General features: G+C 62.8%; 10 protein-coding genes and 2 pseudogenes. 5 read left to right on the forward strand and 7 right to left on the reverse strand.

Translation table 11 applies throughout. From position 1 onward, the window contains the following. Nucleotides 1-5: 5 nt before the first annotated feature. Entirely contained in the window at nucleotides 6-1,256 is a 1,251-nt protein-coding gene (locus HU752_RS30100; protein ID WP_186684406.1) for a sarcosine oxidase subunit beta, read from the reverse strand. 22 nt (nucleotides 1,257-1,278) lie between these two features. Continuing rightward, on the reverse strand, nucleotides 1,279-2,532 hold the full coding sequence (locus HU752_RS30105) for a serine hydroxymethyltransferase (RefSeq protein WP_186684408.1): 1,254 nt from the start codon (nucleotides 2,530-2,532) through the stop codon (nucleotides 1,279-1,281). Between the two features lie 414 nt (nucleotides 2,533-2,946). On the opposite strand from HU752_RS30105, the gene HU752_RS30110 reads away from it, so the two are divergent. Then, nucleotides 2,947-3,993 carry a threonine aldolase family protein gene (locus HU752_RS30110; protein ID WP_186684410.1) on the forward strand — a complete coding sequence of 349 codons (1,047 nt, stop codon included), beginning with the start codon at nucleotides 2,947-2,949 and terminating at the stop codon, nucleotides 3,991-3,993. A 288-nt stretch (nucleotides 3,994-4,281) separates the two neighbouring features. Further along, a complete protein-coding gene (locus tag HU752_RS30115) occupies nucleotides 4,282-4,482 on the forward strand; it encodes a hypothetical protein (protein WP_186684412.1) in 201 nt (66 codons plus the stop codon). A 76-nt stretch (nucleotides 4,483-4,558) separates the two neighbouring features. Here the strand turns inward: HU752_RS30115 and HU752_RS30120 are convergent, their stop codons facing one another. Beyond that, nucleotides 4,559-4,861, reverse strand: coding sequence for a cell division protein ZapA (locus tag HU752_RS30120; protein ID WP_186684414.1), 303 nt, complete (start codon nucleotides 4,859-4,861; stop codon nucleotides 4,559-4,561). Then, nucleotides 4,858-5,088, reverse strand: coding sequence for a hypothetical protein (locus HU752_RS30125; RefSeq protein ID WP_186684416.1), 231 nt, complete (start codon nucleotides 5,086-5,088; stop codon nucleotides 4,858-4,860). The genes HU752_RS30120 and HU752_RS30125 overlap by 4 nt, the downstream gene beginning before the upstream one ends. 346 nt (nucleotides 5,089-5,434) lie before the next feature. Between HU752_RS30125 and HU752_RS32335 the strand changes: the two are divergent. Together HU752_RS32335 and HU752_RS32340 are read left to right on the forward strand one after the other, a co-directional pair. Continuing rightward, nucleotides 5,435-6,091, forward strand: a pseudogene (locus HU752_RS32335) (MCP four helix bundle domain-containing protein); the annotation flags it as partial. 303 nt (nucleotides 6,092-6,394) lie between these two features. Further along, nucleotides 6,395-6,994, forward strand: a pseudogene (locus tag HU752_RS32340) (methyl-accepting chemotaxis protein); the annotation flags it as partial. A gap of 193 nt (nucleotides 6,995-7,187) precedes the next feature. Here the strand turns inward: HU752_RS32340 and gbcB are convergent. Then, entirely contained in the window at nucleotides 7,188-8,288 is a 1,101-nt protein-coding gene (gene gbcB / locus HU752_RS30135; protein WP_186684427.1) for a glycine betaine monooxygenase reductase subunit, read from the reverse strand. Nucleotides 8,289-8,598: 310 nt separating this feature from the next. Here gbcB and gbca point away from each other — a divergent pair, with 310 nt between their 5' ends. Further along, nucleotides 8,599-9,894, forward strand: coding sequence for a glycine betaine monooxygenase oxygenase subunit (gbca, locus tag HU752_RS30140; RefSeq protein WP_186684434.1), 1,296 nt, complete (start codon nucleotides 8,599-8,601; stop codon nucleotides 9,892-9,894). A gap of 203 nt (nucleotides 9,895-10,097) precedes the next feature. Here the strand turns inward: gbca and HU752_RS30145 are convergent, their stop codons facing one another. After that, nucleotides 10,098-11,342: a metallophosphoesterase family protein gene (locus HU752_RS30145; protein WP_189656694.1), complete on the reverse strand. Its 1,245-nt coding sequence runs from the start codon at nucleotides 11,340-11,342 to the stop codon at nucleotides 10,098-10,100. A gap of 10 nt (nucleotides 11,343-11,352) precedes the next feature. Next, complete coding sequence (locus HU752_RS30150) at nucleotides 11,353-13,224, reverse strand: c-type cytochrome (RefSeq protein ID WP_186684436.1); 1,872 nt, start codon at nucleotides 13,222-13,224, stop codon at nucleotides 11,353-11,355. Between the last annotated feature and the right edge of the window lie 131 nt (nucleotides 13,225-13,355).

Below are 13,355 nucleotides of genomic sequence, written 5' to 3' on the forward strand. Positions count from 1 at the left end.
TCCTGTTAGTGGGCGACCGCTGCAGCGCCGTGTTCGTCGATCAACGCACCGTTGTGGAAACGGTCGATGGAGAAAGGTGCGGCCAGTGGGTGCATTTCACCCTTGGCCAGGCTCGCGGCGAAAACGTTGCCCGAGCCCGGGGTGGCCTTGAAGCCGCCGGTGCCCCAACCGCAGTTGAAGAACATGTTCGGTACTGGCGTCTTGGAAATGATCGGGCAGGCGTCCGGGGTGGTGTCGACGATGCCGCCCCACTGGCGGTTCATGCGTACGCGCGACAGCACCGGGAACATCTCGACGATGGCCTGGATGGTGTGCTCGATCACCGGGTACGAACCGCGCTGGCCATAGCCGTTGTAGCCGTCGATACCGGCACCGATCACCAGGTCGCCCTTGTCGGACTGGCTGATGTAGCCGTGGACGGCGTTGGACATGATCACGCTGTCGATGATCGGCTTGATCGGCTCGGACACCAGCGCCTGCAGCGGGTGGGACTCGAGCGGCAGGCGGAAGCCGGCCAGTTTCGCCATGTGCCCGGAGTTACCGGCGGTGACCACGCCGACGCGCTTGGCGCCGATGAAGCCCTTGTTGGTTTCCACGCCGATGCACACGCCGTTTTCCTTGCGGAAGCCGATCACTTCGGTCTGCTGGATCAGGTCGACGCCCAGGGCGTCGGCACCACGGGCGAAGCCCCAGGCCACGGCATCGTGACGAGCCACGCCGCCGCGACGCTGGACGGTGGCGCCCATGATTGGATAACGGGTGTTCTTCGAGCAGTCCAGGTACGGAATTTCGTCCGCCACCTGCTGGGCGTTGAGCAGCTCGCCGTCGACGCCGTTGAGGCGGTTGGCGCTGACCCGACGCTCCGAATCACGGATGTCCTGCAGGGTGTGGCAGAGGTTGTAGACGCCACGCTGGGAGAACATCACGTTGTAGTTCAGGTCCTGGGACAGGCCTTCCCAGAGTTTCATCGCGTGTTCGTACAGGTGCGCCGACTCGTCCCACAGGTAGTTGGAACGCACGATGGTGGTGTTACGGGCGGTGTTGCCGCCGCCCAGCCAGCCCTTCTCGATCACCGCGACGTTGGTGATGCCGTGTTCCTTGGCCAGGTAGTAGGCCGTGGCCAGGCCGTGGCCGCCACCGCCGACGATGACCACGTCATAGACCTTCTTCGGAGTTGGCGTGCGCCACATGCGCTGCCAATTCTCATGATGGCTGAGAGAATGCTTGAAGAGGCCGAAGCCCGAATAGCGTTGCATAGTCATTTACTCCAAAACGCTCTCAGCGATAAACCGGGAAGTCCGCGCACAGGGCCGCCACGTGCTTGGCGACATTCGCCTCGACATCGGCATCGCCGAGGTTGTCGAGAATGTCGCAGATCCAGCCAGCCAGCTCGGTGCACTGGGCCACCTTGAAGCCGCGAGTGGTGACCGCCGGGGTACCGATACGCAGGCCAGAGGTGACGAACGGCGATTGCGGGTCGTTCGGCACGGCGTTCTTGTTCACGGTGATATGGGCGCGGCCCAGGGCGGCATCAGCGTCCTTGCCGGTCAGGCCCTGGCGAATCAGGCTGACCAGGAACAGGTGGTTATCGGTGCCGCCGGACACTACATCGTAGCCGCGTTTTACGAACACGCCGGCCATGGCCTGGGCATTATCGATCACTTGTTGCTGGTAGGCCTTGAAGCTCGGCTCCAGCGCCTCCTTGAAGCACACGGCCTTGGCGGCGATCACGTGCATCAGCGGGCCGCCCTGGGCGCCGGGGAACACTGCGGCATTGAGCTTCTTCTCGATTTCCTCGTTGGCCTTGGCCAGGATCAGACCGCCACGAGGACCGCGCAGGGTCTTGTGGGTCGTGGTGGTGACCACGTCGGCGAACGGGATCGGGTTCGGGTACAGGCCAGCGGCAACCAGACCGGCAACGTGGGCCATGTCGACGAACAGCAGCGCACCGACCTTGTCGGCGATCTGACGGAAACGTGGGAAGTCGAGGGTTTTCGAGTAGGCGGAGAAACCGGCCACGATCATTTTCGGCTTGTGCTCAACGGCCAGGCGCTCGACCTCATCGTAATCGATCAGGCCGGTATTGGTGTCGATCCCGTACTGAACGGCGTTGTACAGCTTGCCCGAGGACGACACCTTGGCACCGTGGGTCAGGTGACCGCCGTGGGCCAGGCTCATGCCCAGGATGGTGTCGCCGGCCTGCAGCAGGGCCAGGTACACGGCGCCGTTGGCCGAGGAACCGGAGTGGGGCTGGACGTTGGCGTAGTCGGCACCGAACAGCTGCTTGGCGCGCTCGATGGCCAGGGCCTCGACCTTGTCCACGTGCTCGCAGCCACCGTAGTAGCGCTTGCCCGGGTAGCCTTCGGCGTACTTGTTGGTCAGGCCACTGCCCTGGGCCTGCATGACACGCTTGCTGGTGTAGTTTTCCGACGCGATCAGTTCGATGTGATCTTCCTGGCGCTGCTCTTCGGCATTCATGGCTGCCAACAGTGCATCATCGTAACCCTGGATCTGGTCTTGCTTGCTGAACATCGCGTCTCTCCCAGCGGCAGTGCGCCATTTCTTTTTGGTGGGGCACAGCCGTTCGGCGGTGTCCTTTGATAGCGATGGTATGACCGGCGCAGACGCGTCAAATGCCTACGCACGCCTTGCAAGGGTGCGTTTACGACATGCGATGACGTGCAGGAATAGACAAGCACAGGCCTGTGGCGAGCGGGCTTGCCCGCGCTGGGGCGCGAAGCGGCCCTAAAACCTGGAAATTCGGTAGATCAGATAAACCGGGGTAGCCTGCTTTACGGCTGCTTTGCAGCCGAGCGTGGGCAAGCCCGCTCGCCACAGGGGATTCTTTAACCGTCAAGCAGAGGGTTTTCCTACAGAAACTGTGCCTGTGCGCTGACGTCGATTCTGGTTACAGTGCACGTCGTAAACGATCACAAGGACCGGGCCATGACCGATAAGAGCCAACAATTCGCCAGCGACAACTATTCCGGTATCTGCCCTGAAGCCTGGACCGCCATGGAACAGGCCAACCACGGCCACCAGCGCGCCTACGGCGACGACGAGTGGACCCAGCGCGCGGCCGATGGCTTTCGCAAACTGTTCGAAACCGACTGCGAGGTGTTCTTCGCCTTCAACGGCACCGCCGCCAACTCCCTCGCCCTGTCGTCGCTGTGCCAGAGCTACCACAGCGTGATCTGCTCGGAGACCGCCCACGTCGAGACCGACGAATGCGGCGCACCGGAGTTCTTCTCCAACGGCTCCAAGCTGCTCATCGCCCGTACCGAAAGCGGCAAGCTGACCCCTGAGTCAATCCGCGAAATCGCCCTCAAGCGCCAGGACATCCACTACCCCAAGCCGCGGGTGGTGACCCTGACCCAGGCCACCGAGGTCGGCAGCGTCTACACCCCGGACGAAGTCCGCGCCATCAGCGCCACCTGCAAGGAACTGGGCCTGCACCTGCACATGGACGGCGCGCGCTTCTCCAACGCCTGCGCGTTCCTTGGCTGCTCGCCAGCCGACCTGACCTGGAAGGCCGGAGTCGACGTGCTGTGCTTCGGCGGGACAAAAAACGGCATGGCCGTGGGTGAGGCGATCCTGTTCTTCAACCACGACCTGGCGGAAGACTTCGACTATCGCTGCAAGCAGGCCGGGCAACTGGCCTCGAAGATGCGTTTCCTCTCGGCCCCCTGGGTCGGCCTGCTGGAAAACGACGCCTGGCTCAAGCATGCGCGCCACGCCAACCACTGCGCGCAATTGCTGAGCAGCCTGGTCAAGGACATTCCCGGCGTGGAACTGATGTTCCCGGTCGAAGCCAACGGCGTGTTCCTGCAACTGTCGGAGCCGGCGATCGCCGCGCTGACGGCCCGCGGCTGGCGCTTCTACACCTTCATCGGCAAGGGTGGGGCACGCTTCATGTGTTCGTGGGATACCGAGGAAGCGCGGGTACGGGAACTGGCGGCGGACATCCGCGAGGTCATGTCCGCTTCCCTGTAAACCGGCCTTGCCTGCGAACGGGGCGCCGGCTGCGCGTCATCGACCTTCGCGGGCAAGCGCTCCCTCAGTGGCAGCGCCAGGCGCGTACCTAGTGGCAGGCGACTGTCTTTAACGCCCCGCGGATGGGCTCGCGGGCGACTACCGCCGGTCGACACTGTCATTTCTGACAGTATCGCTCTCTCCCCAGCCATAGGAGGATGGGGCGTCCTGAAAAAGAATATCTGCAGTCTTTCAGAGCCCAGGCCTGCTACCCGAAGGGTGGCAGCCATACACGCCAAGGAGAAAGACATGAACAAGACAACCGAACTGACCGTCAAACGCGATGGCAAGGCCAGTGATTATCCCATAGTGGATTTCGACGAGATGTCGAAGCTGATCAATACCGGCGACCATATCCATAGCCGTACTGGCCAGACCATCACCATTACCAGAAAGACGTACCGGGAAGTCGACGTCGGTCTCTACGAGATACGGCTCCTGGCCGAGTAACATGATGAAGCAAGGGTTCCATCTCCGACTCGCAATCAGAATGGAACCGCTTGCCTCGACACGATCACATCGTGGTTCAATTCTGCCCGATGGTCTTCGAAATCACGTCGACCGTGGCACTGACCTGCTCCTGGCAGCGGTCGAGCACCTCACGGTGCTGATGCTGCTCTTCGATTCGCTGGGAGCAGAGGTTCAGCGCGGTCAGCACCAGCAACTGCTCGCCGATCAGCGTGGGAAACTTCTTCTTGGTATCGACCAGGGCGGTCTTGAGCATCTGGGTCGCTTCCAGCAGCGTCTGCTCATGCCCCGCTGGGGCCTTGATCGAGTAGTCCTCGCCAAGGATCGAAATGACGGTCACGCCGTCGCTGCTGGTTCTCATGCGCTCACGGGACCTGCGCTGACGCGCTCGACCAGCGCCTGGATACGGGCGGCGGTGGCACCGTGCTTCTCTTCCTGCTCCATCAGGTTCAACTGCAGGCTTTCGTTTTCATCCTTGGCCCGGGCCAGTTCGGTATTGAGTTGAGCATTGGCGGCCAACAGCTCCTGCTTCTGCTGTACCAGTTCGCTGACCAGTTGTTCCAGTTGGTTGAGGGAAGTCTCCAGCATTATCTTGATCTCTCGGGCAGTTTCAAAGGGCGCGTACGATAAAGAAAAGCCCCCCGGTTTGCCAGGGAAAAACGCTCGCAAAGCCTTGATTTTACTGGCATGGGACTTTTCTTCACCCCTTAGGGACTGCAATTGGCGAAACATGTTCCAAACCTTCTGTCGCAAAGCCCCGTCTGCGACAAATCCGCGCGCCCCCTCTAGACTTTAGTCGTACGACCGATAACGCGTGTAGACCTTCACCCCAAAGGCCGCACGGAACGCGCTTTTACCAGGAATCATCATGTCCCTACGCACAATGAATATCGCTCCGAGAGCGTTCCTCGGCTTTTCCCTGATCGGCGCCCTGATGCTGATCCTGGGCGTCTTCTCGCTGAACCAGATGAGCAAGATCCGTGCAGCCGGCGAGCAGATCACGGTCAACAACGTTCCGAGCATCAAGGCCCTGGATGACTTCACCCAGCTGACCCTGCGCCTGCGCGTGCTCTCCTACCGCCTGCTGACCAACCGCGAAGCCGATACCCAGGCCAAGACCCTGGATCTGTTCGCCCAGCGCAACCAGCAGATCGACAAGGCCCGGGTGGCCTATGAAAAGCTGATCGCCAGCGCCGAGGAGCGCTCGGCGTACGAACAGTATGTGCAACTGCTGGGGCAATACCGGCAGATCGAAGAGCGCATGAAGACCCTCTCGCGCAACAATCAGGTCGCCGAACTGACCAGCCTGATCAACAACGAGCTGCTGACCAACTCCGAGCAGGTCAACAGTGCCCTGGACCGCCTGCTGCAGATCAATACGCAGCAGACCAACGACACCAACCAGCAGGCCAGCGACCAATACAGTGCGGCCTTCGGTCTGGTCGTGACCCTGCTGGTGATCGCCACCGCCCTGACCTTCCTGTTCGCCTGGCTGCTGACCCGCAGCATCACCCAGCCGATCGCCCAGGCCCTGGGCGCCGCCGAGCATATCGCCGAGGGCGACCTGACCCATGCGATCAAGGTCGACGGTACCGACGAGGCCGCCCGCCTGCTGCAAGCCATGCTGAAGATGCAGCAGAAACTGCGCGATACCCTTCAGCGTATCTCCGGCTCGGCAACCCAGCTGGCCTCCGCCGCCGAAGAACTGAACAGCGTCACCGAGGAAAGTGCGCGCGGACTGCAGCAGCAGAACAACGAGATCGAGCAGGCGGCCACCGCGGTCAATGAGATGACCAGCGCGGTGGAAGAAGTCGCGCGCAATGCCGTGAGCACCTCCGAAGCCTCGAAAAACGCCACCGCCTCGGCCGGCGACGGCCGCGACCTGGTGCAGGAAACCGTCAGTGCCATCGAGCGCATGAGCAGCGACGTGCAGGGCACCGCCACGCTGATCGGCAACCTCGCCGAAGAGTCGCGGGATATCGGCAAGGTGCTGGACGTGATCCGCGGCCTGGCCGACCAGACCAACCTGCTCGCGCTGAACGCGGCGATTGAGGCGGCACGGGCCGGTGAAGCCGGTCGCGGGTTTGCCGTGGTAGCCGACGAAGTGCGTGCACTGGCCCACCGCACCCAGCAGTCGACCAGCGAAATCGAACGGATGATCGGCAGCATCCAGGGCGGCACCGAGCAGGCCGTGGACTCGATGCGCAACAGCACCGAGCGTGCCGAGTCGACCCTGAACATCGCCAAGGGCGCGGGCCTGGCGCTGGACACCATCAACAGCGCGATCATCGAGATCAACGAACGCAACCTGGTGATCGCCAGCGCCGCCGAAGAGCAGGCCCAGGTGGCCCGCGAGGTGGATCACAACCTGGTGAACATCCGCGACCTGTCGGTGCAGTCGGCCACGGGTGCCGACCAGACCAGCGCGGCCAGCAACGAGCTGGCCCGCCTGGCGGTGGACCTCAACGGGTTGGTGGCGCGGTTCAGCCTGTAAGGGGCGTGCTCCAAGCCTTCCGGCTCAACCTTGTGGCGAGGGGGCTTGCCCCCGCTGGGATGCGAAGCAGCCCCAAACCCGGACCTTGCGGTTTATCTGAAGGTCCGCGGTTGCTGGCTTCAGGGCTGCTGTGCAGCCCAGCGGGGGCAAGCCCCCTCGCCACAGGCAAGCCCCCTGCCCCTGGCAACCAGGATCAATACTCGATCCGCACATCACCCTTCGGCACGCTGCAGCACGACAGGATGTAGCCCTCGGCCACGTCTTCGTCGGTAATCCCGCCGTTGTGCTCCATCTCCACTTCCCCGTTCAGCTTGAGCACCTTGCAGGTCCCGCAGATACCCATGCCACAGGCCTTGGGAATCATCAGGCCAAGCTTGGCCGCCGCCGCGTGCACGGTCTCGCCCGGTGCCACGCGAATGCTCTTGCCGGTTTCGGTGAACTCCACCTGGTGCAGGTCGGCTGCGTCCACTGGCGGTGCATCGGCCGCCTGTTCGGCTTGTTCCACCGCATCGGCACGGGCTTCCGGCGGCGTCGCACCGAAGGACTCCTCGTGGTAGCGGCTCATGTCGAAACCGGCTGCTTCCAACAGGCGCTTCACCGCATTCATGTACGGCGTCGGGCCGCAGCAGAACACTTCGCGCTCAAGGAAGTCCGGCGCCATCAGCTCCAGCATCTTGTGGTTCAGGTAACCGCGATAGCCAGCCCATGGCTCGCCCAGGCCATGCTTCTCGCAGATCAGGTGCAGGCTGAAGTTGTCGATCCGCGACGCCATGTGTTCCAGCTCGCGGTGATAGATGATGTCCTTGGGCGAGCGGGCACTGTGGATGAACACCATGTCGACGTTGCCGTTGGTGTCGTAGAACCAGCGGGCCATGGACATCACCGGGGTGATACCGACGCCGCCGCTCAGGTACAGCACCTTGGGGCTGGGGAAGTCGATGGCGTTGAACAGGCCCACCGGACCGTGCACCGCCAGCTCCTGGCCTTCGTGCAGGTTGTCGTGCAGCCAGTTGGAAACCTTGCCGCCCGGCACGCGCTTGATGGTCACCGAGAAGCTGTAGGGCACCGAAGGCGAGCTGGAAATGGTGTAGGAGCGCATGATCTGCTGCCCTTCGATTTCCAGCTCCAGGGTGACGAACTGCCCCGGCTTGAAGAAGAACATGATGGGCTGGTCGGCCATGAAGCAGAAGGTGCGCACATCCCAGGTTTCCTGGATGACCTTCACACAGCGCACGATATGCCGACCATTGGCCCAGGTCTGGGTCGTTACCGGATTCAGGAAGTTGTTCGACATGTTGTTCTCCACCGCTGACTGTCAGCTCTTATGGTGGCGATTCTGCGCAAGGCCAAAACGCCCCGTTTACCTATCCGCGACATTGGCATGCTTATCGCGACCAGCCCCCAACGGCGGGTGCTTGCGCGTCGGGAACGGATTCGGCCGTGTCGCCCATGGATAAGGTCCTGGTCGCTGCCAGCCCCACACTCCGTCGCAAATGACTGGCTGTATTTCTGTCTTGCGTCGCAACCGTGTGGTCCGAACCCGCTGCATCGACCACTTAGCCAATATTCGTCGGCCACACCGCATGGCCATGAGGACCTGAACGATGGACAACACCACCACCCTGAGCCTGGGCGACCCACTGGAGCCCGCACGCAAGGCCACCGCACAGATGCTGCAGGAGCGCGAGCGCACCTTCTCCCTGCCGCAGCCGTTCTATTCGGACGAGCGTCTGTTCGACATCGACATGCAGGAGATCTTCCACAAGGAATGGCTGATCGCCGGCATGACCAGCGAGATCCCGACCAAGGGCAACTACCTGACGCTGCAGATCGGCAAGAACCCGATCATCGTCATCCGCGGCGCCGACGGCGTGGTCCATGCGTTCCACAACGTCTGCCGCCACCGTGGCTCGCGCCTGTGCACCGGCGAAAAGGGCAAGGTCGCCAAGCTGGTCTGCCCCTACCACCAGTGGACCTACGAGCTCGACGGCCGCCTGCTGTTCGCCGGCACCGAGATGGGCGCCGACTTCGACATGAAGCAGTACGGTCTCAAGCCGATCAACGTGAAGACCGCCGGTGGCTACATCTTCATCAGCCTGGCGGAGAACCCGCCGGCGATCGACGAGTTCCTCAGCACCCTGAACCACTACATGGAACCCTACGACATGGAGAACACCAAGGTGGCGGTGCAGACCACCTTGATGGAAAAGGCCAACTGGAAGCTGGTCATCGAGAACAACCGTGAGTGCTACCACTGCAACGGCTCCCACCCGGAGCTGCTGAAAACCCTGCTGGAGTGGGACGACGTCACCGACCCGCGCGCCGACCAGGCGTTCAAGGACCACGTGGCCGCCTCCGCCGCCGCCTGGGAAGCCGAGAAGATTCCGTATGCCCACGCCAGCTTCGGCCTGCGCAACCGTATCGTGCGCATGCCGCTGCTCAAGGGCACCGTGTCGATGACCATGGACGGCCAGCAGGGCTGCAAGAAACTGATGGGCCGGATCAAGAACCCGGACCTGGGCTCGATGCGTATCCTGCACCTGCCACACTCGTGGAACCACTGCATGGGCGACCACATCATCGTCTTCACCGTATGGCCGATCAGCGCCCAGGAAACCATGGTCACCACCAAGTGGCTGGTGCACAAGGACGCGGTCGAAGGCGTCGACTATGACGTGGCGCGCATGCGCCAGGTCTGGGATGCGACCAACGACCAGGACCGTCGCCTGGCCGAGGAAAACCAGCGCGGCATCAACTCCGTGGCCTACCAGCCCGGCCCGTACTCGAAGACCTACGAGTTCGGCGTGGTCAACTTCATCGACTGGTACAGCGAGCGCATGCTGAGCAACCTCGGGGCAGAGCCTGCGCCGTACCTCAAAGGCGTGCCGGTGCACGGTTAAAAGCAAAAAGCTTCGCGACGGTTCGGCGCCCCGACAAGCCCTGCTCCTACAGTACCCCGTGATGATCGTTCCCACGCTCTGCGTGGGAATGCCTCTCTGGACGCTCGGCGTCCGCTCTTGTGACGCAGAGCGTCACGGGCGGCGCTCCCACGCAGAGCGTGGGAACGATCAATAAGCCGGCTCCCACAAGGCCGCACCAGGCCTTATCCCTGTGAACTCCAGCGCAACGAACCATCCTCGCCGATGAACTCCTCGATGATGTTCGCGCCGCTCAGCCGCACCCGCGCAAAGCCATTGAGCACCCGCTCCGGATACTCCGGGTCACCGGCATTCTTCGTCTCGGAAAACAGCACCCGCTTGTTGCCGTCCAGTTCGCTGGTCACGCCATAGGGAATCGCTCCGTGCCCGGCGCAGCGCGCCTTCAGCCCGTTCAGCTCGGCATAGACGATGCCATTGTGCAGATGCCCCCAATACCAGTAGTCCGGCACCCGCCCCAGCGCATCGCAGACCTGCTGGTACAGGCCGTTCGGGTTGTGCCCGGTGATATCGAAGCCCTGGTGATGGCTGAGCACCAGCAGCTTGCCGCGTTTGGGCAGGCTCTTCAGCCAGTCGATCTGCTGCTGGTTGAGCGTGCCGTCCATGTACAGGTTCAGGGGCTTGGACGCATAGGCCGAGTCCAGGCCGACGATCAGCCAATCGTCGTTGTACAGGGCGAAGTAGCTGGTGCCCTGCTGCACGGGGAAGCGCGCATTGAGCTCGGCGAAATAACCGTGCGCGCCGCTGTACATCTCGTGGTTGGAATTGAGCGTGAAGGCGCCATGCTTGCCCATTGGCCAGCCAGCCATGTCGACGTCCTCCTCGGACCCGGTGCCCGCGTAGTAGACGTCGCCCAGGTGAATGGTGAAATCGGCCTGGAGCCGACTCATCTGGCCGGCCACGCTGACCGCCGGTGCATGGCTGTCGAACGGCCCGGTCCCCCAGTCCCCGGCAATCGCCAGGCTCACCTCGTTGTCGATCATCATCACCGTCGGCGTGGTCATGAACACCGCATGATGGCGCAGGTTCTCGATCCACTTGATCAGGGCTTCGCTCCACAGCAGGTCCAGCAGCTCCCACTTGCGGCACCCCAGCAACGTACCGTCCTTGAGTACCCGGGTCGGCAACTCCGCCTCCGAGGTCGGCAGCGCCTCGGCCTTGCCCAGGTGCAGGATCGACAGGCCATGGGCCAGCTCCCACGGAACCGCCGGCTCGTCGCCCGGCAGCTCGCCATGCGCCAGCACGTACCGGGCCTGGTCATGCCCACGTTGCAACAGCTGCTGGATCGCCTGGAATTCCTCCGGCTCGATATCGTTGATCAGTTTCTTCCAGGACAACTCCAGCCGGGCCTTCAACCCGCTGAGCCGGACTTGGATTTTCGCCAGTTCATGCTCCAGATGCTGCAGCTTCATCACAGGCTCCCTACAACGTCTTCATGAATTCGATCAACGCCCACTTCTCGGCGTCGGTCAGTTGGGTTCCGTACAGGTGGCCACTGTTATGGTTGCCCTCCAGACGGGTGTCGTACTTGAAGTAGTTCGGGCCCAGGACCTGCGGCCCGCTGGTGACGAAGCCGACCTTGACCGGGTCGTACACATCCGAACCGGTACTGAACGTCAGCGGGCGCTTGTCCGGGGCCTGCAACAGGTCCCACAGGCTCGGCACCGAGCCGTTGTGCAGGTACGGCGCGCGCATCCAGATGCCATCGGTGGGTGTGTTGCTGTAGCTCTGGGTCTTGCGATAGGCGCCGAAATCGAACGGGGGTTTCTTGAAGCCGTGGAACGCCTGGACCAGGCCGGTAGTGAACGAGTCCAACCGATGCGGGTCGGTGCCCAGGGTATCGATCGGCACCGTGACCTGGCCGGTGTCGGCCTTGCCGAATGCATGGCAGCCGGCACAGTGGTTGTCCCAGATCGGCTTGCCCTGGGCCACCCGCGCCTGGTCCAGGGCGAATGGCCAGACCGGTGGCCTGGTGCCGAGCAACCAGTTGGTCACCCGGTTGAAACTCTCCGGCAGCACCGATTCCGGCGTCGCCCCCACGGCCATGGCCGCCGCGTAGTTACGCTCGTGGATATTGTTGTTATTGCCGTCCCAGTGCAGATACAGCGACTCGCGCGGCTTCTGGTTCCAGATCTGCGGCAGGTCGACGGTGCCGATGGTCGAGTCATCCGGGAAGCCGAACACCACCATCTTGGTCGGGTTGAAGGTATCGGTGCGCCCCGGCCCTTGGGCCGGCCGCAGCTTCTGCCAGGCATAGGCCTGCTTCTGCTTGAGCAGCGCACTCCTGGCCATCGGAATGATCAGGTAGCGGTTGTACAGTTTCTCGAAGAACCCCAGCTGGAACCTGGCCTCGATCGCCGCCATCACTGCCTCGGCGGTGAATTTCGGATCACTGGCACAGTCGTAGGCGAACCACTGGAAGGCCTGTAGCTGCAGGGTATTGGCCGGTGCCGTGGGCAATGGCCGGGCAACGTCGCTGGCCGAGGCGCGATAGGAGCCGGTGTGGCACAGGGCGCAGTTGGGCTCGACGGTCGGGTAGCCGATCTGCCGCTTGGCCATGCCGATCGGCAGGTCGCGACCGTCCTCGTAGAGAAAACCGAAGGCCTCCCAGCCCGCCCCCGGCCTGGGCATCTTCTCCGGGCACATCTGCGGCAGCACGGAAAACAGGTAGTAGGGAATCCGTGCCTCGATGCCCAGGCCGATGGCGGCATACTTGAAATGATCCTCGTCGGCGGCGAATTTCTCCTCGGGCACCACCCGCAGCATGTTGTACCAGCTCTGGTAGCCGATGAAGCCCAGCACCAACAGGGTGATCAGCAGCCCAACCCGAAAGCCGTGGCGTTGCCAGCGGACCTCCCAGCCATGGCACCAGGCGTGCCAGCCATCGACCAGCAGGGCCCAGGGTCGGGTGGCGGGTGGGCAGCCCAGGTAGAGCGTGATGCCCAGCAACAGGAACATGCCCAGGTCACCGTAGAGCATCGGTACGAACACCGAAGGCGTGGTGCTGGTCTGGATCAGGTAGATCCAGAAAACCACGGCGACCAGCCGGCTCAACACGCAGAGCCAGGAATGGATCGGGAACCGCCGGGCATCGAAACCCGACGGCATGTAGAACAGGCTGATGCCCACCAGCAGCATGCCGGCGTTTTCCAGCCAGGGATCCGACAGCACCGGCGGCAGGCCGACCACCGAGGTCAGCAGTGCCGGGGCGAACAGCGCCGGCAGGGCAAACAGCATGTTCATCAGGATGCCGAGCCAGATGATGCGTTGGTACCAGCGGATGTAATTGTCCATGTCACCCTCTACCTGCAAATCCATTTCCAATCACCGGATCACTGTCTGTGGCTGTGGCTGTGGCTGTGGCGAGCAGGCTTGCCTGCGTTGGGGCGCGCAGCGGCCCTGAAATCGGCTGACGCGAAGCGCCA

Source organism: Pseudomonas vanderleydeniana (genome assembly GCF_014268755.2).
GTDB lineage: Bacteria > Pseudomonadota > Gammaproteobacteria > Pseudomonadales > Pseudomonadaceae > Aquipseudomonas > Aquipseudomonas vanderleydeniana.